The following is a 24,206-nucleotide window of genomic DNA, read 5'->3' as shown; positions in this document are numbered from 1 at the left end:
TGTGATTTTAGGCCTGTTATGCTTAGTGTTACTGTTTTTCGTTTTACGGCTAGTTTTTGGCTTAGCCGGCTGGCTGTTAGGACTGGTGGGGGCCGTGATTGTTGGGGGCGTGGTTTTACTAGCGTTTGCAGCCCTCTTCAAGGTCTTCTTGCTGCTGATACTCGTGATTGGTGGTGTCTGGGCGGCGAGAACATTAGTCAGTCGCTGAGCGGTTCCAATTTTAGGTGAAAAAAGAGGAGGTTAGGACAGTCGATGTCCTAGCCTCCTCTTTGGGCTTGTCCTTATTCGAATGAAAGCTCGACCAGGTAAGCCCGTTGATCGACCACGTGGCCCGTGGTGATCCAGACGTTCCGGTAGGCGGTCTTTGAACCGTGTGTGCGAATAAAGAAATCGTTGAGTAGGTCGCCGTGCATGGCGAGAAAGTCCTCACTCATCCGGTTGACAACTAGATGACCATCCGGAAAGTAGAGGTCAACGTTGGCGACGGGAACGTCGTCAGGCACGCCTACGGTAACCACGTTACTGTTACGTTGTTGAATGAAGGCAACCTGTTGGGGATGCCGGTGAATATAGGTCAAAACGTTGTAGATGGAATCTGAATTGCTCGCCACGATTTGCTTACTCCCTTCGGTGGTTATATTGTAACAAATTTTCATTGGATTACCAGTTTTGTTCGTGGGATGATAATTGCAAATGAAGGTTATCCGAGTATAATTGTTGCATATGCTTTTTGCAAATTTTTATAGCGTAAATGATAGAAAGAAGGCCAAAATCAAATGATGCGACTTGCCCGAAAACACCTTGATTGGTGGGCAGTGGCCCTAGCAGTGGGCTTTATGATCGTTCAAGTAGCGTGTGACCTCTCGTTGCCCACGTTGACCTCGAATATCATCGACAAAGGGATTGCCAATAACGACATTGGCTACATCTGGCGGGTTGGTGGTCAGATGTTACTCCTGAGCTTTATCGGCGTCCTCGGGGCGGCCGGTAATGTGTATTTCGCCGCCACCCAGTCCCAGAAAATGGGGCAACGGATTCGGTCGGGAATTTTTAAAAAAGTGACGTTTGCGTCCACAGAAGAGTTTGAGACCGTGGGGAATGCTTCCCTGATTACGCGGACCACGAACGACGTGGTGCAGATTCAAAACGTCATGGTACAGATGTTACGGATGATGCTGATGGCGCCAATCATGCTGATTGGCGCGGGGGTCTTAGCTTACCTGAAGAGTCCGCGGTTAACGTTGGTCTTTTTAGTGGCACTTCCCGTATTGGCACTCTTTACTGGAGGAATCATGTACTTTGCGGTTCCTTTGTTCAAGAGTCTGCAAAAGAAAATCGACCGGATCAACCTGATTTTCCGTGAAGGCTTGACGGGGGTCCGGGTCATCCGGGCGTTCAATCAAGACCAGTTCGAACAGGATCGGTTTGAAGGCGCCAACCAAGACTACACCAAGACTGGGATTAAAGTCTTCATGATTGTTTCGTTGATGTTCCCCGTGATTACGCTGATTATTAGCGGGACCAACATCGGTATTGTCTGGTATGGGGGCCAACTGATTGCCCATCAGGCGATGGAAGTGGGGAATTTGGTCGCATTTATGACTTACGCGATGCAGATTCTGATTAGCTTTATGATGGTTTCCATGGTCTTCGTCTTTGTGCCCCGGGCGCAAGCTTCTGCGGCACGGATCAACGAAGTCATGGATCTGAAGTCGAAGATCAACGACGCGGACCAGCCCGTGGACTTACCCAGTCAGGAAGCGAGTCTGGCGTTTGACCATGTTGATTTTCGGTATACGGGTGCTGAGAAGCTGGCGTTAAGTGACGTGAACTTCTCAGCCCAAGCCGGTCAAACCGTTGCCATTATTGGTGGGACGGGGTCCGGTAAATCAACACTGGTCAACCTGATTCCTCGATTATTTGACCCCGAAAGTGGGCAGATTCGCCTGAACGGGGTGGGCTTGACGGCTATTAGTCAGCAGGCCTTACACCAGGCAATCTCCATCACCCAGCAAAAGGCTGTTCTCTTCTCCGGAACGATTCGGAGCAACATGGTCTACGGGATGGCGGACGCAACGGATGAACAAATCTGGCATGCGTTAACGGTCGCTCAAGCGGCCGACTTCACGAAAGAAGCCGGTGGACTGGATGCGGTGGTTGAACAGAACGGGGATAACTTCTCCGGTGGTCAGCGCCAACGATTGGTCATTGCGCGGACGATTCTGAAACGGGCCAGTGTATACGTCTTTGATGATTCCTTCTCCGCACTGGACTTCAAGACCGATGCGTTGCTACGGCAACAATTACGGCAAGATGCCCAGGTACAGGCTGGGGTGACGGTCATCGTGGCACAACGGGTCTCAACCGTTGCGGATGCGGACCTCATCTTGGTTATTGATGGTGGAAAGATCGTGGGCCAGGGCACCCATGCGGAATTGAAAGCTCATAATAAGACTTATCAAGAAATTCTAGAATCACAACTGCGGAAGGGAGATGCTGTCGATGCGTAATGGACGCGGTTCAGCGACGATTCAACGTCCCCAGAGTTTTTGGAAGACCACGGGACGCCTCTTTCGCTATATGAAGCCTTGGCTGTTGGGCATTCTAGTGGTGTTGATTTTTGCCGCAGCCTCGGTTATTTTACAAATTCGGACGCCTAAAATTTTAGGGGAAGCCACCACGGAACTCTTTAAAGGGGTCATGAAGGGGACGGCTGAACTTAAGGCCGGTATCGGCCTGACCAGTCTACCTGTTAACTTTGGCAAGATTGGCCATATTTTGGTCATTGTCGCAATTTTGTACGTAGGTTCCGCACTGTTTGGGATTATCCAGCAAGTCATCATGAACTGGATTGCCCAAAAGGTGGTCTACCAATTGCGGCGTGACCTGAAAGACAAGATGCAGCATCTGCCCATCAACTACTATGATACGCATAGTAACGGGGACTTGATGTCCCGGATGGCCAACGATATGGATAACATTGGGGGCACGTTGCAACAGACGCTGTCGCAAATGGTGACCAGTGTCCTGACCTTCTTCGGGGTCTTGTACATGATGCTGACCATCAGTGGTTGGTTGACCCTGGTGGCGTTGATCTCAGTACCACTGAGTCTACTGGTGGTCATGATCGTGGCACCACGATCACAGAAGTTCTTCGCGAGCCAACAAAAGAACCTGGGGTTGCTGAACAACACGGTTGAAGAAACTTACGCGGGGCATACCGTGATCAAGACCTTTAACCAAGAAAGCAACGCCCAAGAGCAGTTCGAAGAGCATAATCAAAAGTACTACAAATCGGCTTGGAAGGCCCAGTTCGTCTCCAGTCTGATCTTTCCTTTGATGAACTTCGTTAAAAACTTGGATTACCTGGCTGTCGCCGTTATCGGGGGCATTCAGGTTGCCAACGGACAAGTGACGCTGGGGAACGTGCAAGCTTTCTTGCAATACACCAACCAATTCTCACAGCCGATTACGCAGATGGCGAACTTGACCAACACGATTCAGGCCACGATTGCGTCCGCTGAACGGGTCTTTGCGGTCCTGGATGAGGACGATATGCCGAACACCGCGACAGCCGAATTGCCGGCCCAAGCGACGACGGATCAAGTGATTGAATTCGATCACGTAAACTTCCAGTATGTGCCGGAAAAGCCGCTGATTGAGGACTTTAACCTGAAGGTCAAGCCGGGCGCGATGGTGGCCATTGTTGGACCCACAGGAGCCGGCAAGACCACGATCATTAACCTGCTGGAACGGTTCTACGACGTGGACAGTGGTCAGATCAAGTATCGCGGGCAAGACACCCACGCGGTCTCCCGGATGGATCTGCGCAAGCACTTTGCCATGGTCTTGCAGGATACCTGGCTCTTCACCGGGACCATCTTTGATAACATCAAGTATGGTCGCGAGGATGCGACGGCGGATGACGTGTACGCAGCGGCGAAGGCGGCCCACGCCGATACCTTTATTCGGCAGTTACCTCAAGGGTACGACACGGTCTTAAACGAAGCGGCCACGAACATTTCTCAAGGACAACGGCAACTGTTGACGATTGCCCGTGCCTTTGTTGCTGATCCGGATGTGTTGATTCTGGATGAGGCCACGAGTTCTGTGGATACGCGGACGGAAATGCTGATTCAACAGGCTATGACCCGGTTACTTTCCGGGCGGACCAGCTTCGTGGTGGCCCACCGGTTGTCGACGATTCAAAATGCGGAAAACATCGTGGTCATGAACCACGGCCAAATCGTCGAAACGGGGAACCATCAGAGCTTGCTGGCGGCTAATGGCTTCTACGCAGACCTGTATAACAGTCAATTTGCGGGGAATAATCTCGCTTAATTCAAGTCGGGATGACTCAATAATCCTAGGACGTGTAGCATTGCGCTGCACGTCTTTTTGTTTGGCATCATTTTAGCTTGAGAATTGCCTTTCGATCGGGAATGCGGTTAAATAAAAGGCAGAAGAAAGCGAGGAGATTAGATGGCATATCAGGCGACCAAGGCGGCTTTACAGCGGTTGGTGGATGAGCACGTGGTCCCCGGGGTCAGCTACGCGCTGATCGATGGTGATCAGGTGGAAACGGGAACCCTGGGATTGGCGGCCGTGGTCCCACAACCGGAAACGTTAGCCCCGGGGATGACTTATGATTTGGCATCACTGACCAAGGTCGTGGGGACGTTGACCGTAACGTTGCAACTCTTAGCGGAGGGGCGATTAACGTTGGATGCCCCCATCACGCGGTGGTTACCGGACTGGACGGACGACCGGGTCACGGTGCGGCATTTACTGACCCATACGTCAGGAATCGTGGGGTACATTCCGCATCGCAATCAGTTAAACGCCACAGAGTTGACCAAGGCCCTGTATACATTGCACGTAGGACCCACGTTCAACTGGAAGATGGTGTATGCGGATGTCAACTATATCCTGATGGGATGGCTGATTGAGGCGCTATTGGGCGAGCCCGTTCAATTGGCAATTAAGCGACGCGTCTTGGTGCCGTTGGGGATGATTCATAGTACGTTCACCCCGATGAACGCCATGCAATGTGTTCCCACGGCGGTGACGCCTGAACGGGGCTTGATTCGGGGGGCCGTCCATGATCCGAAAGGGTATGTGCTCCAACGTCGGTGTGGTTCGGCGGGGCTCTTCAGCACCGTGGATGACCTGGTCCGTTTCTGTCAGGCGATGCTCCATCCCGAACAGGCCGCAGCGGTCTTGCCACCTGATTGGATCCACCGGTTAGTGGGGGATTGGACGCCGGATGGCCACGCTGGTCGGTCGTTGGGCTGGGCGTTAACGGCAACGCAGTGGCCCACCCCTCATCGGGTCTTGTGGCACTCGGGCTTCACGGGGACCTACTTGGTAATCGATCCGCAGCAGCAACAAGCCATGGTCTTCTTGACTAACCGGGTGCACCCGCAAGCGCCTAACTTACCTTACTTGGATCAACGTAACGCCGTGATTGGAACTTACTTGGCCGAAAAGGCTGGTGTCTAACCAAAACTTTGTGGAGGAATTAGGATGGCTAAGATTTACTTTCTTTGTACCGGCAATTCGTGTCGTAGTCAAATGGCAGAAGGTTTTGCTCGACAATTACTCCCCGCCACCTGGCAGGTCGCCAGCGCGGGACTAGAAGCGCAGGGGGTGAACCCCCGGGCCATTAGGGTGATGCGGGAAGTGGGCGTGGATATCACGGCCCAACGATCGACGCGTCTGGATCCGTCCGCGTTGGCCCAGGCAACCATGATCGTGACGTTATGCGGGGATGCGCGTGACCACTGCCCAGTCACACCGGCCATGGTCACCCGTGAGCACTGGCCCTTACCCGATCCGGCGCAAGCAACGGGAACGCCGGAACAGCAGCTGGCGGTCTTTCGCGCCGTTCGGGATGAGATTCGGCAACGGGTGGTCGCTTTAGCTCAGCAGCTAGCAGATTGAAGATTTGATGAGACAACGCAAAAAGGCGTGAGAGAGCTCTCACGCCTTTTTGGTGTCGTCTTAGAAAGTTGCTGGAATGGGGAGGGCTTCTTGTTGACTGAAGTCCTCATCTGGGAACTTGCGTTTGAGCGCCGCAACCAAGAGGTGCTTAGCGATATCCCCGTTCCGGGTCAGAATTGGGCCGTGGAAGTAGGAACAGTAGACGTTCTTGTAAATGGCGCCTTCAGTCCCGTCTTCGCCGTTATTCCCCTTACCGGAAATCACGTTTCCTAATGGGCGTTCACCTTGGCCGATGAAGGTTCGTCCCTGGTGATTTTCAAAACCATGGTAGGTCTCACCCGTTTCGGCATTCTTAATCACGATATTACCAATGAACCGGTGGTTGTCCTGTTTCAGGGTGTAATGATCCAGGGCGCCGATTCCGGGGAGCTTTTCGCCGTCCGCTCCGATGTAATAGTGGCCGAGCAGTTGGTAGCCACCACAGATTGCCAGTAGTGGGCCGTCAGATTCAATGAACTTGGTCAGTTCAACCTTTTTGGTCTGAATATCCTTAGCCACAATGGTCTGCTCAAAGTCTTGGCCTCCACCGAAGAAGGCTAGATCATAGTCGGCAGCGTGGAAGTCTTCTTCTAAGCTGACGATCTTAACGTGTAACTTAACGTCCATTTGTTTGGCGTAGTAGTTCAACGCTAAGATGTTACCGACATCACCGTAAGTGTTCATTAGGTCGCCATACAGGTGGGCGACGTTTAAATCGTAGGTCATACGCCGAGTCCCTCCTTAATGTAGCCTTTGCTGGCTAAAATCTTACGCATTTGTAACATGGCCGTGTAGGTTGCTAGGACGTAAACCCGCTGGGTCGGGACCGTTTTGATGCGTTCGACGACCTTTTCCAAGTCTGGTTCGACGATGTGCTTGTCGTCAGGCACACCGGCAACCTTGAGCCGGAACGTGATATCCTTGTACCGTTCGCCCCCGGTAATGAAGGTCGGAATATTCAGTCCGGCCAGCTGTTCGAAGTCACCGTCCCAAATCCAACTGGTATCGATCCCGTCCGCGTAGTTCGCGTTGAGGAGTCCGACGAAGGAGAAGGGGTGCTGGTCCGTACTGATCATGTGGAGCACTTGGTCCAGCCCAACGGGGTTCTTGACCAGGATGATGGTGACTTGCTTGCCATCGACGTCGATGACTTCTTGGCGTCCAAAGACCCGTTCGTTCGCCGTAAAGGCATGTGCAATCTGGTCGGGGGTGACGTCCAGAAAGCGGCCTACAGCATAGGCTGCCAAGGCGTTGTAGATGTTATAGGTCCCGCCCACGTGAATCGTGAAGGGATGACCGTCCACGTCGAATTGTGACGATGTCGGGGTCTGTTCCCCCAACTTGGTCAGGCGATAGGTCAACTCAGGGCGTTCGAACCCACAGTTGGGACAGAAGTACTTGCCTTGGTTACTGTAAGTTAAGGAATGGTAGTGGAGAATGTGTTGGCAGTTGGGACATAGGACCCCATCGGTGTTCGGTTTGGCCTTGAAGTCCCGGTCAGGCTGGTCGTCGAATCCATAGTATTGAATGGGGTTCGGCAGTTGTTTCGAATTGAAGATGGGGGAGTCCCCGTTGGCGATGATGGTGGCTTTAGGAGCCAGAGCAACGCCATCTAAGATTTTTTGGTAAGTGGTGTAGATTTCACCGTACCGGTCCATTTGGTCCCGGAAAATGTTGGTGAACACGAACGCTTTAGGCTGGATGTAGGTCGTGACCTTGATCACGTTGGCTTCGTCCACCTCCAGCACTGCTAGGGGCCGACCAGTCTTCGGCCGCTTGGCATTCAAGAAGGTCGTGACGATTCCTTGCTCCATGTTCGACCCCGTGGGATTGGTGAGAATGGAGGGGTACTTTTCGTGGAGGACGGAAACCGTTAGTGCGGTCGTCAACGTTTTACCGTTGGTGCCCGTGATGACGATTACGTCGTATTTGGCGCCCAGAGACCGCAGAATCTGCGGATCTAACTTGAGCGTAATTTTACCTGGTAGAGAACTTCCACCGTGTAGAAACGTGTGAAGAAACCAGTAAGATGATCTCCCCGCAAAGGTGGCAACGCCGCTTCTCAATGACATGGATGATTTCGCTCCTTAATAAAACTAGGTTCATATTCAAGGCTTAATTTTAGCATTTTTTAGCGGAATCGGGGAGTGAAAGCCTTGAACTTTGCGAAAAAGCAAGGAAAGAATCCAAATGGCCGGTCGAATTTTTTATGAGAATCGGCTATAATAGATTGAAAACTGTCAAAAAGGTGGGAGAAACGTGGCGCAGCTCTTTTTTCGGTACGGCGCAATGAACAGTGGGAAGACGATTGAAATTCTCAAAGTCGCGCATAACTATGAGGAACAGGACAAGCGGGTCATCATCATGACCAGTGGCCTGGATACGCGAGATGAAGTGGGGTATATCACCAGTCGAATCGGTCTCAAACGGGCCGCTCACGCAATCTTTAAGACCACTAACGTGTACGAAGAAGTGAAGCGCCTCGACCCTAACGCCAACTGCGTGCTGATCGACGAAGCCCAATTTCTGACTAAGGCGCACGTACTTCAGTTGGCAAAAATCGTGGATGACCTAAAGATTCCGGTCATGACGTTTGGCCTCAAGAATGATTTTCGGAACGAACTCTTCGAAGGCTCCAAATATCTTCTATTATATGCGGATAAGATCGAAGAGATGAAGACCATCTGTTGGTTCTGCACCAAGAAGGCCATCATGAATTTACGTTTTCATGATAATCACCCCGTCTATGAAGGGGAACAAGTTCAAATCGGGGGGAATGAAGCTTACTACCCCGTCTGTCGGCGTCACTACTTTAATCCGCCGTTGGATCAAATCGGCAAATAAGAAATCGAGGTTAACACAAGAATGGATGAAATGTTTGATAAGCTCCAAGCCGTCGCTGACCGCTACGACGAACTCAATGAATTAATCAGTGATCCGGAAGTCATCGCGGACACCCAGAAGTTCATGGCCCTATCTAAAGAAGAAGGGGAATTGCGGGAAACGGTCGAAAAGTATCACCAGTACCAGGATGTCACCAAGCAGATCAAGGATGACGACGAACTGCTTCGGGAAAAGTTAGACGATGATATGGAATCGATGGTCAAAGACGAGCTCAAGGATCTCAACGATCAAAAGGCAAAGTTGGAAGAGGACATCAAGATTCTCCTACTGCCTAAGGACCCCAACGATGATAAGAACATTATCATGGAAATCCACGGGGCCGCTGGTGGGGATGAAGCCAGCCTGTTCGCTGCCGATCTGTTCAGCATGTACTCTAAGTACGCAGAACGGCAGGGGTGGAAGACGGAAATCATTGATGAGAACGCCACGGAAGTTGGTGGATTCAAGGAAATCGTCATGATGATCTCTGGTGATAAGGTTTATTCCAAGCTCAAGTACGAAAACGGTGCGCACCGTGTCCAACGGGTACCGGTAACGGAATCTGCGGGCCGGGTGCACACCAGTACGGCAACGGTCGGTGTGATGCCAGAAGAACAAGACGTCGACATCGATATTGATCCTAAGGATATTCGGACTGACGTTTACCGTTCCTCTGGTGCCGGTGGCCAACATATTAACAAAACATCGTCTGCCGTTCGGATGACCCACTTGCCAACGGGGATCGTGGTGGCCATGCAAGACGAACGGTCACAACAGCAAAACCGGGCGAAGGCCATGCAGATTCTGCGGGCCCGGGTCTACGACTACTACAAGCAGCAAGAAGAAAGTGCCTATAACGCTGAACGAAAGTCGGCGATTGGGACGGGGGACCGTTCAGAACGGATTCGGACCTATAATTATCCGCAAAACCGGGTGACCGACCACCGTATCGGCCTGACGTTGAATAAGCTGGACCGAATCATGAACGGGGAATTAGACGACATCATCGATGCCTTGATTCTTTCCGACCAAGCGGCCAAACTTGAAGACCTCAAGAATAATGGCTAACCCGATCACGTATTTTCAAGTGTTACGGGAGGCTGAGCAACGGCTGACCCGCGACCATCAAGATCCTAGTGCGGCCCAGTTTCTCCTATTGGAGGGCCATCAGTGGACGTTCACCCAACTGGTGCAACATTACCGTGACCAGGTGCCCAGTGACGAATGGCGGACGTATCAGCAGCAGATTCTCCGGGTGGGGCGTGGTGAACCAGCCCAGTATGTTCTCGGCCACGCGCCGTTCTATGGCCGGGACTTTCAGGTGACGCCGGCAACGTTGATTCCTAGAGAAGAGACAGAAGAGCTCGTTGAGTGGGTGCTGGCCAGTGTGCCAACGTCTGAGGCCCACGTGATTGACGTGGGAACGGGAAGCGGGGCGATTGCTGTGACCTTACAGGCCGAACGACCGCAGTGGCAAGTGACGGCAACGGATATTTCAACGGCTGCGTTGCAAGTGGCACAAGCTAACGCCCAGCGGTTAGCAGCTAAGGTGCGGTTTACCAGCGGGGACCTGTTGGCTCCAGTACAGGGGCAACGATTTGACGCCATCGTGTCGAATCCTCCCTACATTGACCGGGAGGAATTGGCCGTGATGGATGATTCTGTTCGACGTTACGAACCCGAACAAGCATTGTATGCGGCGGACCACGGCTTAGCCTTTTACCACCGGTTCGCGGCGGTGCTCACGGATTTCTTAGCGCCTAAGGGGTCCTTTTTTGCCGAGATCGGGTATCGGCAGGGGCCGGCCGTTCAGGCCTTGTTTCAGCAGGCCCTGCCGGGGGCAACCGTGACGATTAGGCAGGACATGAGCGGTCATGACCGGATGGTTCGGGTAAACTTAACAGATTAAAAGAGGAAGAGAGTACAGGTATGGAAACTCAAATTTTTCAACCAAATCAAGTTGAGGCAGCGGCAGCCTTATTGAAGGCCGGTCAATTAGTGGCATTCCCCACTGAGACCGTGTACGGATTAGGTGCCGATGCAACGAACGAAACTGCAGTCAAAAAGGTCTATGCGGCCAAGGGACGTCCTAGTGACAACCCCTTAATCGTGACGGTTACCGGACAGGCCATGGTTGAGGAGTACGCTCAACCGCTTTCCGCTACGGCTCAGAAGCTGATGCAAGCCTTTTGGCCGGGTTCTTTGACGTTGATCTTGAACCTACAGCCGGGCGCCCTCTCTAAGGCGGTAACTGGCGGGTTGCGGACAGCGGCCTTTCGTAATCCCAAAAATAAAACCACGTTGAACTTGATCCAAGCTGCCGGGGTCCCCATTGTAGGGCCTTCGGCGAATACGTCGGGGAAACCTAGTCCGACCCTGGCTCAGCACGTCTATCACGACTTGAACGGTAAGATTGCCGGAATCGTCGATGATGGCCCAGCGGCCGTGGGGGTGGAATCCACGATCTTGGACTTGACGGCGGACGTACCCACGATTCTGCGCCCAGGGGCGGTCACGGAAGAACAGTTGGCGGCCGTCATTGGGACGGTTCGGTCGAACCACCACAAGGTGGGGGCGACCGAAGTTCCTAAGGCGCCAGGGATGAAGTATAAGCATTACGCCCCGGATGCCCAGGTCTACATCGTGGATCAGGTGGCAGATTGGCCAGCTGCTCTGCAGTGGGCGGCTCAACAGACCACACCAGTAGGGGTGATGGCTGTGGATTCCGTTCTAGCTGACCAGACGTTACCTGCAAATGCGGAAGTCTTTTCGTTAGGAACTGACATTGCGAGTGCCAGTCATTTACTCTTTGATGGCTTACGCCACTTCGACCTGGAATCCCCAGTTAAGAACATCTTGACGCAGGGCTTCCCACCAGTGGGATTAGGAGCAGCTTATATGAACCGGCTGAACAAGTCCGCTGGTCAGATGCATTTTTCAAAATAAATAGGATTTCAGCAAGCGGTTCCCCGCTTGAGCGAAAAGTTTGGTAAAATATAACCAGCAATACGCTCAAGCTTAGGAGGGACCGCTTTTGAATTATCAAGAAAAAGATCCAGCATTGTGGGACGCGATTCATCACGAAGAACAACGTCAAGAAGACACGATTGAATTAATTGCTTCTGAGAACATTGTGAGTGCCGCTGTTCGGGCTGCCCAAGGGTCAGTACTGACCAATAAGTACGCTGAAGGGTATCCTGGCAAGCGCTACTACGGGGGAACCCAATACATTGATGTGGTTGAGCAATTAGCCATCGATCGGGCCAAGCAACTCTTTGGTGCGGAATACGCTAATGTTCAGCCGCATTCTGGGTCGCAGGCTAATCAGGCGGTTTATGCGGCCTTTCTTAAGCCGGGCGACACGATTCTAGGAATGGGCCTGGATTCCGGGGGCCACCTGACACACGGTGCTAAGGTCAACTTCTCCGGGAAGCTCTACCGCACGTTTAGTTACGGGCTGGACCCGCAGACGGAACGCTTGGATTACGATGCCATTCGGCAACAAGCGTTAGACGTTAAGCCGCAGCTGATCGTGGCGGGAGCTTCGGCTTACTCGCGGATTATTGATTGGCAAGCTTTCCGTCGAATCGCCGATGAAGTGGGGGCCTACTTGATGGTCGACATGGCCCACATTGCGGGATTAGTTGCGGTAGGCCTGCATCCGAGTCCCGTGGGAATTGCGGACGTGGTCACGACCACGACCCACAAGACGTTACGGGGACCGCGGGGCGGCTTGATCCTCTCCCAAGAAAAGTACGCTAAGCGGCTTAATTCAGCGGTCTTCCCGGGGACGCAAGGGGGACCTTTGGAACACGTGATTGCCGGGAAGGCTGCGGCGTTCTTCGAAGACCTGCAACCAGACTTTAAGATCTATGGCCAGCAGATCATTGACAACGCCCACGCCATGGCAGCGGCTTTCAAGGAAGCCCCGAAGGTCCGGGTGGTTTCCGGCGGGACGGATAACCATTTGATGACGTTGGACCTGTCACAGACCACGCTGAATGGGAAGCAAGCCCAAGACTTATTGGATAGCGTAATGATTACGACCAATAAGGAATCAATTCCCAACGAGACGCTAAGTCCATTCAAGACGTCCGGCATTCGCTTGGGAACGCCGGCAATCACGACGCGTGGCTTTAACGCCGCAGAGTCCCGTGAGGTTGCCGAGTTGATTGTTAAGACAGTGCTGAATCCAACTGATGACGCTATCTTAAATGACGTTCGGGCGCGTGTTCATGCGTTAACGCAGGCGCACCCGCTGACCGCCCTGCAATAAAATTAGGATAAAAACGATTTCATGTCTAAAAAGACCACTATCCTTGCTCAGATAATGGTACAATTGTAAGAAATAATAAAGGAGCGTTTATTCATGGGGAAGTTTCAAGTACTCGACCACCCGCTGATTCAACACAAGCTGACGATTATTCGTAACAAAAACTGTGGGACCCGCAGTTTTCGGGAGGTCGTTAATGAGATCTCAACTTTAATGGCCTACGAAGTCTCTCGCGATATGCCGCTACAGGACAAGGAAATTGAGACGCCGGTTTCCAAGATGACCGCTAAGGAACTCGCTGGTAAGAAAGTAGCCATTGTACCTATTCTCCGTGCCGGTATTGGCATGGTCGATGGCATTTTGGAGCTGATTCCAGCTGCCAAGGTCGGACACATCGGGATGTACCGGGATGAGAAGACGTTGCAGCCTCATGAATATTTTGTAAAATTACCATCGGATATTAATCAACGTCAAGTTTTCGTAGTTGATCCGATGTTGGCAACTGGTGGTTCCGCCATCATGGCCATCGATGCCCTGAAGAAGCGTGGCGCGACGAATATTAAGTTCGTGTGCCTGGTTTCAGCACCAGAAGGGGTCAAAGCTCTACAAGAAAAGCACCCGGATATTGACATCTACACGGCGGCCTTAGACGACCACCTGAATGAAGATGGCTACATTGTACCTGGTCTAGGCGATGCTGGTGACCGGTTATTTGGGACGAAGTAAACGTTAAAGGAGATCCGACTTTGGTCGGGTCTCTTCTTTCGTTATCATTTGAAACCCAATTGTTTGACTGGTCAACTAATGGGCTGATTGCGCACGCAAATAGCGAACGAAACCGGTTTCGTTGCCCGTAGTACGGTAAAGCTAGCTAGGAGACGGACTTAGTAAATACCCGGAATTTTCGGGAAAATTGTTTTGTTTTTTATGTGAATTGGTGGTATGATTTCCAGTGTATTTGAATGGAGCGCTCGCTTCGTTCACTATTCCGTAATTTCTCGGATGGCAAGCTGGTTAGGCCAGTTTTTGTCTCTTAGCAGTTACGTCCATATAGTGTTGAAAAGAGGTGATATTCGGTGAATGATGGTCCAGTTTCAACCTTCCAATTTCTGGGATTGACATTTAGTACTGCAAATGTCGTGTCCGGATTAGTGGTTTTCCTATTGGTGTTTGCTGTGGTGTTCTTTACATCGCGGCATCTGGCTTTGAAGCCTACCAAGGGGCAAAACTTTCTGGAATGGCTGATTGAGTTTACCAATGGAATTTTGAAAGGGTCGATCCCGGCTAACCAAGTTAGCAGCTTTGGGCTGTACGGGTTTACGTTGTTCCTCTTCCTGTTCTTGTCCAACCAATTGGGGTTGTTCCTTCAATTAACGTTCCATGGCGCTACCATTGTCCGCAGTCCTACGTCAGATCCAATCGTGACCTTGACGTTCTCACTGATGACTTTGATGCTAGCGCAATTTGCAGGAGTACAGCGGCTAGGGTATAAGAAGCATTTTGCTAACTACCTTAAGCCGTTCGTCTTCTGGTTACCAATTAGCATCTTCGAAGAGTTCACGAATTTCCTGACATTGGGTCTTCGTATCTTCGGGGTGATCTTCTCAGGTGAAATGTTGTTAAAACTCATTTGGGGGTTAGCAACGTCTCATGGCATCGCGACGATGATTGTCGCTGTTCCAATTGAAATGGTTTGGCAAGGGTTCTCTGCATTCTTGGGGGCCATCCAAGCTTTCGTCTTCGTCACGTTGTCGTCAGTTTATATTTCTCAAAAGATTGAAGTCGAGGAATAGAATCATTTTCAAAATTTAAGGAGGAAACACACATTATGGGAGCAATTGCAGCTGGTATTGCTATGGCCGGAGCCGCTATCGGTGGTGGTGTCGGTGATGGTATCGTTATTTCTAAAATGCTTGAAGGGATGTCTCGTCAACCTGAACTGTCAGGTCAATTACGGACGAACATGTTCATCGGTGTTGGGTTAGTTGAAGCCATGCCTATCATCGCCTTCGTTGTGGCCTTGATGGTTATGAACAAGTAATTCACTTATTTCTCAGTTATTTGACAGTAAAAGGAGGTGTCAATAGATGCTCTCACATTTAGTAGCTGGTCAAACGCTGTACTTCGGTGACTCGTTGTTCTACATCGTCTGCTTCTTACTGTTGATGTGGTTGATCAAGATCTTTGCTTGGAAGCCTGTCACTAAGATGATGCAAGACCGGTCAGATAAGATTGCCAACGATATCGACTCTGCCGAGAAATCTCGGACGGATGCCGCTAACTTGGTTGCTAAGCGCCAGGAAGCTTTAAACGCTTCTCACGCTGAAGCCCAAACGATCGTGCAAACTGCCAAGACCAATGGTCAACAACAGCGTGATCAAATCGTAGCGCAAGCCCAAACGGACGTGCAAACGTTGAAGGCCACTGCCCAAAAAGACATTGCGCAAGAACGTGAAGACGCGCTGGCCAATGCCCGGGACGATGTTGCGGACCTATCTATTGAGATTGCTTCCAAGATCATTCAAAGAGAATTGAACGCTGATGACCAAAAAGCATTGATTGATTCTTACATTGAAGGGTTGGGGAAGCAACATGAGTCTTAATAGGACAACGGTAGCGAAACGCTACGCACGCGCATTGTTTGAATTGTTGTCCGAAAAAGACCAATTGGAGTCAGTTTATCCTGAACTTCAAGAGCTTCGACGTGTCTTCCAGGACAACCCACAATTGGGTACTGTACTCTCAGACGCTAGTCTACAAGCTGCTGATCGCGAGAAACTGGTTAGCCAATTGGCTGAATCAGCTTCGCCTTACGTTCAAAACCTCATTCACATGGTGTATGACTACGGACGGATGGATGCGATGGTTGCCATTCTGGACCAATTCCAGCGCTTGTATGATGATTTGCATCATACCGTTTATGCGCAAGTTACGACGGCAATTGAACTTTCTGCTGAACAGAAAGATAAGATTGCGGCAGCCTATGCGCAACGGGTTGGCGCTCAGAAAGTTATTTTAGACAGTCAGGTCGACCCAACGATCATTGGCGGTGTTGTGGTTCAATCTGCCGGGATGATCCTTGATGGGAGTCTTAAGACGAAAATCAACAAGTTGCGGCGTCAACTGTTGTCATAAAAAATCTGTAGGTAAAGAGGTGAAACTTTCATGAGCATTAAAGCTGAGGAAATCAGTACTCTAATTAAACAACAATTAGAAAACTATAAAGATGAACTCTCAGTTGAAGAAACTGGTACGGTAACTTACGTTGGTGACGGGATTGCTCGGGCCCACGGCCTGGACAATGCCTTGCAAGGTGAGCTGCTTTTATTTGATAACGGGGTTTATGGTTTGGTCCAAAACCTCGAAGCCAGTGACGTAGGTATCGTTATTTTAGGTGATTACACTGGAATCACTGAAGGCGACACCGTTAAGCGGACTGGTCGAATCATGGAAGTTCCCGTTGGAGATCAATTAATTGGCCGGGTCGTAAACCCATTAGGTCAACCAATTGATGGCAAGGGGGACATTAAAACTGATAAGACACGACCAATTGAACATAAGGCACCAGGTGTTATGGACCGGCAAGGGGTTAGCGAACCTCTGCAAACCGGGATTAAGGCCATTGATGCTTTGGTTCCAATTGGACGTGGTCAACGTGAATTAATCATCGGTGACCGGAAGACCGGTAAGAGTTCCATTGCGATTGATACGATCATTAACCAAAAAGATCAAAACATGATTTGTATCTACGTGGCCATTGGTCAAAAGGAATCAACGGTTCGGTCCCAAGTAAATACGCTGCAACAGTTTGGCGCCATGGATTACACGATCGTGGTTTCCGCCGGCCCATCTGAACCAGCACCATTGCTGTACATCGCGCCTTACGCCGGTGCCGCAATGGGTGAGGAATTCATGTTCAACGGCAAGCACGTGTTGATCGTCTACGATGACTTAACCAAGCAAGCCGATGCTTATCGTGAACTTTCTTTGATTTTACGGCGGCCACCAGGTCGTGAAGCCTACCCTGGGGATATCTTCTACACCCACTCTCGTTTATTGGAACGGGCAGCGAAGTTGAATGATGATCTCGGCGGTGGGTCCATGACCGCGTTACCAGTGATTGAAACTAAAGCCGGTGACGTGTCTGCCTACATTCCAACCAACGTGATTTCCATTACCGATGGTCAAATCTTCCTGAACAGTGATTCATTCTATTCAGGGGTTCGGCCAGCCATGGATGCCGGGACGTCTGTTTCCCGGGTTGGTGGGGATGCCCAAATCAAGGCCATGAAGAAGGTTGCCGGGACTTTGCGGTTGGACTTGTCCTCCTACAAGGAACTGGAATCCTTTGCTCAGTTCGGCTCTGATTTGGATGCAGCGACCCAAGCTAAGTTAGCACGTGGGGCCCGGACGGTGGAAGTCTTGAAGCAAGGCTTACACGAATCCGTTCCCGTTGCTAAGGAAGTTGTGATTTTGTTCGCGTTAACGCATGGTCACCTCGACAAGCTCGAAGTTGAAGATGTTTTACGCTATCAAAATGAGTTGTTTGACTTTATGGACAGTTCGCACAAGGATCTCGAAGATTCCATTACGAAGACGGGGAACTTACCAGAAGGTAACGCCCTCGAAGACGCAATTAAGGAATTCGACCAGACTTTCCAACCGTCCAAGCACGCTGAAGCTGCAGCCAACGACTCAGAAAACTAAGATTGCTTGAAGGAAGGATGGTGAGGAACAATGGCTGAATCGATTCATGACGTTCAACGTCGGATTAACTCGACCAAGGCTACCCGCCAAATTACGGCGGCCATGCATATGGTTTCGACGGCGAAGTTAAACAAGATTCAGAAACACGCGACCGGCTACCAAGACTACGTGTCAAAGGTAAAGGCAGTCGTGATGCACCTTTCGCAGTCTCATCTGTTGGATAATTCCTCAAGCAACCTGCAGTCAGATCGTCCAGTTAAGAAAACTGCCTACTTGGTGATTACCTCTGACCGGGGCATGGTGGGAAGCTACAATAGTAGTGTCCTCCGCGATGCCAACCGGTTTATCGACAAGCGGACGCCGAACCCCGACGACTACATGGTGTTAGCCGTTGGTGGGACGGGTGCAGATTTCTATAAGCACCGGGGAGTCAATGTGGCTTACGAATACCGTGGCGTTAGCGACGTTCCTGAATTCAATGAAGTTCGGGAAATCGTCAAGACGGTTACCACGATGTTCGATAACCAAGTGTTCGATGAACTCTTTGTTTGCTACAACCACTTTGTTAACCGGATTTCATCCCGGTTCCGGGCTGAAAAGATGCTCCCAGTGGATAAGGAAACCCTGACCACTGATGCAGCCAACGATACGCCAACTAAGCCGTTAACGGCGGAGTATGACACGGAGCCTTCTGAAGCAGAAGTGCTGCAGGTCGTGCTACCACAGTACGCGGAAAGCTTGGTATATGGCGCGATTCTGGACGCTAAGACTTCTGAACATGCATCTAGCACCAACGCGATGCAGTCCGCTACTGATAATGCCGATGATTTGATCGCAACGTTGCAACTGCACTACAACCGTGCACGTCAAGCCGCGATTACGACTGAAATCACCGAAATTACCGGTGGTCAAGAAGCCTTAAACAAATAATGACGGGAGGAATTAACGAATAATGAGTACTGGTAAAGTTGTTCAAGTTATCGGACCAGTCGTCGACGTTGAATTCCCATTAAATGATGAATTACCTGACATTAACACCGCCTTAAACATCAAAAAAGATGACGGCAGTGTCTTAGTTACCGAAGTTGCCCTGGAATTGGGTGACGGTGTGATGCGGACCATTGCCATGGACGGTACCGACGGTCTTCGCCGGGGCATGGAAGTTGAAAACACGAAAGCTTCAATTTCCGTTCCTGTTGGTGACGACACCTTAGGTCGGGTGTTCAACGTTTTAGGGGAACCAATTGACGGCGGCGCCGAATTTGGTCCAGATGCTGAGCGGATGCCAATTCACCGTGACGCACCAAAGTATGACGAATTAAACCCTACGACTGAAATCCTGGAAACGGGGATTAAGGTCATTGACTTACTCGAACCTTACGTTCGTGGTGGGAAGATTGGGTTGTTCGGTGGTGCCGGTGTTGGTAAGACCGTTTTAATTCAAGAATTAATTCATAACATTGCCCAGGGTCATAACGGGATTTCCGTCTTCACCGGTGTTGGTGAACGGACTCGTGAAGGGAATGATATGTACTGGGAAATGAAGGGTTCCGGTGTTTTGAAGCAAACCGCCATGGTTTACGGACAAATGAACGAACCTCCTGGTGCCCGGATGCGGGTTGCCTTGACTGGGTTGACCATCGCGGAATACTTCCGGGATGTTAAGGGCCAAGATGTGCTGTTGTTTATCGACAACATCTTCCGGTTCACGCAAGCCGGTTCTGAAGTTTCTGCCTTACTAGGGCGGATTCCTTCAGCCGTTGGTTATCAACCAACGTTGGCGACTGAAATGGGTCAATTGCAGGAACGGATTACGTCAACCAAGAAGGGCTCAATCACTTCGATTCAAGCCGTTTATGTGCCAGCCGATGACTACACCGACCCGGCGCCAGCCACGACTTTCGCCCACTTGGATGCCACGACCAACTTGGAACGTTCTTTGACGCAACAAGGGATTTACCCAGCCGTGGACCCATTGGCTTCAACGTCAACGGCCTTGGCCCCAGAAATCGTGGGTCAAGAACACTACGACGTTGCGACGCAAGTCCAACACGTTTTGCAACGGTACCATGAATTGCAAGATATCATTTCCATCTTAGGGATGGATGAATTGTCTGAAGAAGAACAAACGATCGTTAACCGTGCGCGGCGGATCCAATTCTTCTTGTCACAACCATTCTCCGTTGCTTCTCAATTCACTGGTATGGATGGGAAGTACGTTAAGTTGGATGATACGATCCGGAGTTTCAAGGACATCTTAGCTGGGAAGTACGATGACTTACCAGAAGATGCTTTCCGGAACTGTGGGAGTATCGAAGACGCGGTCGCTAAGGCCAAGGAAATGAACGAAGCAGTTGCCAACGACTAGGGAGGGATTCTAATTGGCTGATAATTCATCAGTATTATCCGTTAGTATCGTCACTCCCGATGGTCGCGTGTATGAACACGAGAGTACCTTTTTAGTGGTCACCACGAAATTAGGACAACTCGGGATCATGCCAAATCACGTTCCGGTCATTACTTCTTTGGAAGTTGACGAGGTCCGGATCAAGCATGATGACACGGAAGACAAGGTTGCCGTTAACGGTGGCTTCCTTGAATTCTCGAACAATACGGCCACCATTGTTGCTGACAGTGCGGAACGTCAAGACGACATTGATGTCGCCCGGGCGGAAAATGCACGTCAACGGGCTGAGAAGACCATCAAGCAAGCGCAAGCGGCGCATGATGCGGACTCCTTAGCACGGGCTGAAGTTGCGTTACGACGGGCCGTTAACCGGATTAACGTCGCAAAGCACTAATGAAAAAATTAACATTTAAATAAATGGATTTTTAATGGCAATTCTCATCTGAGGGTTGCTATTTTTTTATACCTAGATAAGGAGGTCCTTAACGAGTTCGGGATTCATTAGTAAATGTAATATTACAACGGCCGATTTTACGGGAATCACGGGGACAAGTCCTAAGAAATATGCTATAGTTAATGAGAATGTTCAGAAGGGATGGAGTCGATGAAACTAATCGGGATGCAAGGAATTTTAACGATTATCAGTCACTTGTTCTTTATTGCGCTAGCTTTTTGGGCTATTTCAGCGCTGCATATTGAGCGATTGATGACCTTTTATCCGCGGCAGTCACGCGTACTGATCGTCATGTTAGCGGTCGCAATTGGCTTTGGCTGTAGCTCATTCTTTTTGGACTTCATTAACAATGTTCGTAATCTAGGCTACCTGGTACGGTAGACGTATAAAATATTTTTGGAGGTATCCCATGGAAAAAATCGTTGTTCATGGTGGGAACCGTTTAACGGGTGAGGTCCAAATCGAAGGCGCCAAGAATGCCGTTTTACCAATTTTAGCGGCATCAATTCTGGCGAGTGAAGGGATCACGCATTTAACAAATGTTCCGGTTCTATCTGACGTTTATACAATGAACAAAGTTCTGCGGTTCTTGAACCTGCGGGTCGACTTTGATGAGGCCAAGCGTGCGATTACGATTGACGCGACCAAGCAGCTTTCGAGTGAGGCGCCGTTTGAGTACGTGTCGAAGATGCGTGCTTCGATCGTGGTGATGGGTCCCTTACTGGCGCGGTTAGGGCATGCCCGGGTCGCCTTACCAGGGGGTTGTGCCATTGGGACACGACCGATTGACCTTCATCTGAAGGGTTTAGAAGCCCTAGGTGCGCGGATCGAACAGCATGATGGGTTCGTTGAAGCGTTTGCCGACCACCTGACCGGTGCGCACATCTACTTGGACTTCCCTAGCGTTGGGGCGACCCAGAACATCATGATGGCGGCCTGCCTGGCGCAAGGGACCACGGTGATCGATAACGTCGCCCGGGAACCAGAAATCGTAGACTTGGCTAACGTCTTGAATAAGATGGGTGCGCATGTTCGCGGTGCGGGTACGGAAACGTTGCGTATCGATGGGGTTGCTGCGATGCACGGGACGGACCACAGTGTGGTTCAAGACCGCATCGAGGCGGGGACCTTCATGGTAGCTGCTGCGTTGACCCGTGGAAACGTGTTGATCAAGGACGGGATTGTTGAACATAACAAGCCTTTGATCTCCAAGTTGCAAGAAATGGGTGCGCAGGTCATGGATGAGCCAGCGGGAGTTCGGGTTATCGGACCCGATGAACTCGCACCAACGGACGTTAAGACCTTGCCGTATCCCGGTTTCCCTACGGATATGCAGCCGCAGATGACGATTTTACAGCTGGCCGCTAAGGGGACCAGTACCATGACCGAGACCGTCTTCGAGAATCGGTTTATGCATCTGGAGGAATTGCGGCGGATGAATGCCCAATTCCAGATCAATGGTCAGACGGTGGTCATGCATGGGCCGACCGACTTTAACGGGGCCGAGGTCGCAGCAACGGATCTACGGGCTGCCGCGGCGCTAGTTTTGGCTGGGCTGGTCGCAGATGGCTACACGCAAGTCACGAATTTAAAGTACTTAGACCGAGGGTACTACGATTTCCATAAGAAACTCGCAGCACTGGGGGCAGAGATCAAGCGGATCTCGGTTCCGGATAATGACGCCGTGGTGTTGAAGAATGCCCGGGTCGATAACGAAGTCTAACGTTGAAACCTAAAGGGGTGGCATCAAGCCACCTTTTTATTTGGTTTAGCAAACCATTTAGAGTTTACGTGGATTGTGGTATAATGAAACGTTGAAAATTGGCATCTAAAATCAGGAGGATTCAAAAGTATGGCGAAAGACATTGGGATTGATTTGGGGACTGCGAATGTTTTAATTTACGTAGTCGGTAAGGGTATCGTATTGAACGAACCATCAGTGGTTGCGATTGATACGAAGACCGATAAAGTGTTAGCGGTGGGTTCCGAAGCATACCGGATGGTTGGTCGGACTCCCGGCAACATTCGCGCGATTCGGCCCCTTAAGGACGGCGTTATTTCCGACTTTGATATTACCGAAGCCATGCTCTCCTACTTTATCAACAAATTAAGTGTGAAGGGTTTCTTATCCAAGCCTAACATCATGATTTGTGCGCCAACGAATATTACGGAAATCGAACGGAAGGCGATTATTCAAGCAGCCGAAAAGTCCGGTGGAGCGAAGGTTTATCTGGAAGAAGAACCTAAAGTTGCGGCCTTGGGCGCGGGGATGGACATCTTCAAGCCTAGTGGTAACATGGTGATCGACATGGGTGGGGGAACCAGTGACATTGCCATCCTGTCCTTGGGTGATATTGTTGCGAGCCAGTCCATTCGCGTGGCCGGTGACCGGATGAACAGTGAAATCGTCAACTACCTCAAACACAAGCACAATCTTATCGTGGGGGAACGGACGGCCGAAACCATTAAGATTAAGATCGGAACGGCCTATCCAGAACCTGATAACGAGAAGAAGACCATGGCTGTTCGGGGCCGGGACTCCGTTTCGGGGATGCCAACGGAAGAAACCATTACGGCGGCAGAAGTTGAAGAAGCCATCCATGATTCGGTGGAACAGATCGTTTCAGCGGCCATGGCGGTCTTGGAAACTACGCCACCAGAATTGGCAGCGGACATTATCGACCGGGGAATCATGTTGACCGGTGGCGGAGCGTTGTTGGATGGTATCGACAAGCTCTTCTCCGAACGGTTGACGGTTCCCGTCATTATTTCCGAGGATCCTTTGGATAACGTGGCTAAGGGAGCCGGCGTCTTATTGGAACACATGAACACGAAAGTCGCTAAGCAAAACAACTAGGTGAGCCAAGGGGGTGGCCGTGTGCGTCGATTCTTAATGATGATGGTTCGCGGATATCAGCGGTGGATTTCACCACTCTTTCCGCCGACCTGTCGCTATTATCCGACCTGTTCAACTTATATGTTGCAGGCACTGGCGAAGCATGGTGCCTTAAAAGGTGGCCTGATGGGGTTAGCACGTATCTTACGGTGCCACCCCTTTGTTCACGGTGGGGTCGATCCCGTTCCGGATCACTTCACCTTGCGGCGCAACGTGGTGGCTGAAAAGGCCTATCGACAAGCAATGCAACTGGATGACAAGCAATCCACAACTAAATGAAGGAGCGTTGGCATGAGTAAACGAGAAAAATCTGTCCAAGTGACGGTGGACGAACAAAAACAATCTGACGGCACCACGGTGTCTGCTCTTAAAATCGGGGATGACACGATTGGAACGGTCAAGCCAGTAGAAGATCGGTTTGAAGCCCAACTAACGGACGGGGATGTCTACCGCGTCAAGACCATTGACGAAGGGGTCGAATTACTGTTGCGGGATTACCATCTGCACCAGGGTTAATAATTTTTGGTAAAATTGGCCGGAGCGGAACAGACCTGTTCCCTTCGGCCTTTATAATAGACTTATTGAGTACTCGGCAGAGCTTACC

Annotated in this window: 27 protein-coding genes; 24 read left to right on the top strand and 3 right to left on the bottom strand. The window is 50.7% G+C overall.

All coding sequences use genetic code 11. The features are described from left to right. The first annotated feature begins 1 nt into the window (after window position 1). Entirely contained in the window at window positions 2-208 is a 207-nt protein-coding gene (locus FD30_RS03435; RefSeq protein ID WP_056943895.1) for a hypothetical protein, read from the top strand. A 73-nt stretch (window positions 209-281) separates the two neighbouring features. Here FD30_RS03435 and FD30_RS03430 read toward each other — a convergent pair whose 3' ends face one another. Further along, complete coding sequence (locus FD30_RS03430) at window positions 282-611, bottom strand: hypothetical protein (protein ID WP_056943894.1); 330 nt, start codon at window positions 609-611, stop codon at window positions 282-284. Between the two features lie 165 nt (window positions 612-776). Between FD30_RS03430 and FD30_RS03425 the strand changes: the two genes are divergently transcribed. From FD30_RS03425 to arsC, 4 genes are all read left to right on the top strand, one after another. Further along, entirely contained in the window at window positions 777-2,510 is a 1,734-nt protein-coding gene (locus FD30_RS03425; RefSeq protein ID WP_056943893.1) for an ABC transporter ATP-binding protein, read from the top strand. Then, window positions 2,503-4,341, top strand: coding sequence for an ABC transporter ATP-binding protein (locus FD30_RS03420; protein WP_056943892.1), 1,839 nt, complete (start codon window positions 2,503-2,505; stop codon window positions 4,339-4,341). Before FD30_RS03425 ends, FD30_RS03420 begins: the two co-directional genes overlap by 8 nt. A gap of 141 nt (window positions 4,342-4,482) precedes the next feature. Continuing rightward, the gene (locus FD30_RS03415; RefSeq protein ID WP_056943891.1) at window positions 4,483-5,502 is read left to right on the top strand and encodes a serine hydrolase domain-containing protein; all 1,020 of its coding nucleotides are present in this window, start codon (window positions 4,483-4,485) and stop codon (window positions 5,500-5,502) included. A gap of 24 nt (window positions 5,503-5,526) precedes the next feature. Next, window positions 5,527-5,943 carry an arsenate reductase (thioredoxin) gene (gene arsC / locus FD30_RS03410; protein ID WP_056943890.1) on the top strand — a complete coding sequence of 139 codons (417 nt, stop codon included), beginning with the start codon at window positions 5,527-5,529 and terminating at the stop codon, window positions 5,941-5,943. A gap of 60 nt (window positions 5,944-6,003) precedes the next feature. On the opposite strand, the gene FD30_RS03405 is transcribed toward arsC, so the two are convergent. Both FD30_RS03405 and FD30_RS03400 read right to left on the bottom strand, forming a co-directional pair. Continuing rightward, window positions 6,004-6,708, bottom strand: a complete 705-nt coding sequence (locus tag FD30_RS03405; protein WP_056943889.1) for a type 1 glutamine amidotransferase — start codon at window positions 6,706-6,708, stop codon at window positions 6,004-6,006. After that, complete coding sequence (locus FD30_RS03400) at window positions 6,705-8,054, bottom strand: Mur ligase family protein (RefSeq protein WP_056943888.1); 1,350 nt, start codon at window positions 8,052-8,054, stop codon at window positions 6,705-6,707. The genes FD30_RS03405 and FD30_RS03400 overlap by 4 nt, the downstream gene beginning before the upstream one ends. A 187-nt stretch (window positions 8,055-8,241) precedes the next feature. Here FD30_RS03400 and FD30_RS03395 point away from each other — a divergent pair, with 187 nt between their 5' ends. The 19 genes from FD30_RS03395 to FD30_RS03305 all read left to right on the top strand — a co-directional run bounded on the left by FD30_RS03395 (window position 8,242) and on the right by FD30_RS03305 (window position 24,118). After that, on the top strand, window positions 8,242-8,826 hold the full coding sequence (locus FD30_RS03395) for a thymidine kinase (RefSeq protein ID WP_024746914.1): 585 nt from the start codon (window positions 8,242-8,244) through the stop codon (window positions 8,824-8,826). 21 nt (window positions 8,827-8,847) lie between these two features. Further along, window positions 8,848-9,933 (top strand): peptide chain release factor 1, encoded by a 1,086-nt coding sequence (prfA, locus tag FD30_RS03390; RefSeq protein WP_024746915.1) that lies wholly within the window; start codon window positions 8,848-8,850, stop codon window positions 9,931-9,933. Then, entirely contained in the window at window positions 9,926-10,774 is an 849-nt protein-coding gene (gene prmC, locus FD30_RS03385; RefSeq protein WP_056943887.1) for a peptide chain release factor N(5)-glutamine methyltransferase, read from the top strand. Before prfA ends, prmC begins: the two co-directional genes overlap by 8 nt. Window positions 10,775-10,794: 20 nt before the next feature. After that, complete coding sequence (locus tag FD30_RS03380) at window positions 10,795-11,811, top strand: L-threonylcarbamoyladenylate synthase (RefSeq protein ID WP_056943886.1); 1,017 nt, start codon at window positions 10,795-10,797, stop codon at window positions 11,809-11,811. A gap of 88 nt (window positions 11,812-11,899) precedes the next feature. After that, on the top strand, window positions 11,900-13,141 hold the full coding sequence (gene glyA / locus FD30_RS03375; RefSeq protein ID WP_056943885.1) for a serine hydroxymethyltransferase: 1,242 nt from the start codon (window positions 11,900-11,902) through the stop codon (window positions 13,139-13,141). 93 nt (window positions 13,142-13,234) lie between these two features. Continuing rightward, complete coding sequence (gene upp, locus FD30_RS03370; protein WP_024746919.1) at window positions 13,235-13,864, top strand: uracil phosphoribosyltransferase; 630 nt, start codon at window positions 13,235-13,237, stop codon at window positions 13,862-13,864. A 350-nt stretch (window positions 13,865-14,214) separates the two neighbouring features. After that, on the top strand, window positions 14,215-14,931 hold the full coding sequence (gene atpB / locus FD30_RS03365; protein ID WP_024746920.1) for a F0F1 ATP synthase subunit A: 717 nt from the start codon (window positions 14,215-14,217) through the stop codon (window positions 14,929-14,931). A 35-nt stretch (window positions 14,932-14,966) separates the two neighbouring features. After that, window positions 14,967-15,179, top strand: coding sequence for a F0F1 ATP synthase subunit C (atpE, locus tag FD30_RS03360; RefSeq protein ID WP_024746921.1), 213 nt, complete (start codon window positions 14,967-14,969; stop codon window positions 15,177-15,179). A gap of 46 nt (window positions 15,180-15,225) precedes the next feature. Then, a complete protein-coding gene (gene atpF / locus FD30_RS03355; RefSeq protein WP_056943884.1) occupies window positions 15,226-15,741 on the top strand; it encodes a F0F1 ATP synthase subunit B in 516 nt (171 codons plus the stop codon). Further along, the gene (gene atpH / locus FD30_RS03350) at window positions 15,731-16,273 is read left to right on the top strand and encodes an ATP synthase F1 subunit delta (RefSeq protein ID WP_024746923.1); all 543 of its coding nucleotides are present in this window, start codon (window positions 15,731-15,733) and stop codon (window positions 16,271-16,273) included. The genes atpF and atpH overlap by 11 nt, the downstream gene beginning before the upstream one ends. 30 nt (window positions 16,274-16,303) lie before the next feature. Continuing rightward, window positions 16,304-17,845, top strand: coding sequence for a F0F1 ATP synthase subunit alpha (gene atpA, locus FD30_RS03345; protein WP_024746924.1), 1,542 nt, complete (start codon window positions 16,304-16,306; stop codon window positions 17,843-17,845). 30 nt (window positions 17,846-17,875) lie between these two features. After that, window positions 17,876-18,775, top strand: coding sequence for a F0F1 ATP synthase subunit gamma (locus tag FD30_RS03340; protein ID WP_024746925.1), 900 nt, complete (start codon window positions 17,876-17,878; stop codon window positions 18,773-18,775). 22 nt (window positions 18,776-18,797) lie between these two features. Next, the gene (gene atpD / locus FD30_RS03335) at window positions 18,798-20,213 is read left to right on the top strand and encodes a F0F1 ATP synthase subunit beta (RefSeq protein WP_024746926.1); all 1,416 of its coding nucleotides are present in this window, start codon (window positions 18,798-18,800) and stop codon (window positions 20,211-20,213) included. A gap of 13 nt (window positions 20,214-20,226) precedes the next feature. Continuing rightward, the gene (locus tag FD30_RS03330) at window positions 20,227-20,646 is read left to right on the top strand and encodes a F0F1 ATP synthase subunit epsilon (protein WP_024746927.1); all 420 of its coding nucleotides are present in this window, start codon (window positions 20,227-20,229) and stop codon (window positions 20,644-20,646) included. Window positions 20,647-20,856: 210 nt separating this feature from the next. Beyond that, window positions 20,857-21,087 (top strand): DUF1146 family protein, encoded by a 231-nt coding sequence (locus tag FD30_RS03325; protein ID WP_024746928.1) that lies wholly within the window; start codon window positions 20,857-20,859, stop codon window positions 21,085-21,087. Window positions 21,088-21,115: 28 nt separating this feature from the next. Beyond that, window positions 21,116-22,429 carry a UDP-N-acetylglucosamine 1-carboxyvinyltransferase gene (gene murA, locus FD30_RS03320; RefSeq protein ID WP_056943883.1) on the top strand — a complete coding sequence of 438 codons (1,314 nt, stop codon included), beginning with the start codon at window positions 21,116-21,118 and terminating at the stop codon, window positions 22,427-22,429. Window positions 22,430-22,558: 129 nt separating this feature from the next. Next, on the top strand, window positions 22,559-23,563 hold the full coding sequence (gene mreB / locus FD30_RS03315) for a rod shape-determining protein (RefSeq protein ID WP_024746930.1): 1,005 nt from the start codon (window positions 22,559-22,561) through the stop codon (window positions 23,561-23,563). Window positions 23,564-23,599: 36 nt separating this feature from the next. Next, a complete protein-coding gene (gene yidD / locus FD30_RS03310) occupies window positions 23,600-23,881 on the top strand; it encodes a membrane protein insertion efficiency factor YidD (RefSeq protein WP_371862346.1) in 282 nt (93 codons plus the stop codon). A gap of 12 nt (window positions 23,882-23,893) precedes the next feature. Further along, window positions 23,894-24,118, top strand: a complete 225-nt coding sequence (locus tag FD30_RS03305; protein WP_024746932.1) for a DUF2969 domain-containing protein — start codon at window positions 23,894-23,896, stop codon at window positions 24,116-24,118. The last annotated feature ends 88 nt before the right edge of the window (window positions 24,119-24,206 follow it).

It is taken from the genome of Levilactobacillus namurensis DSM 19117, from assembly GCF_001434785.1.
GTDB classification, from domain to species: Bacteria; Bacillota; Bacilli; order Lactobacillales; family Lactobacillaceae; genus Levilactobacillus; species Levilactobacillus namurensis.
Note: the sequence above shows the minus strand (reverse complement) of the source record. Positions and strands in the feature narration are given on the sequence as shown.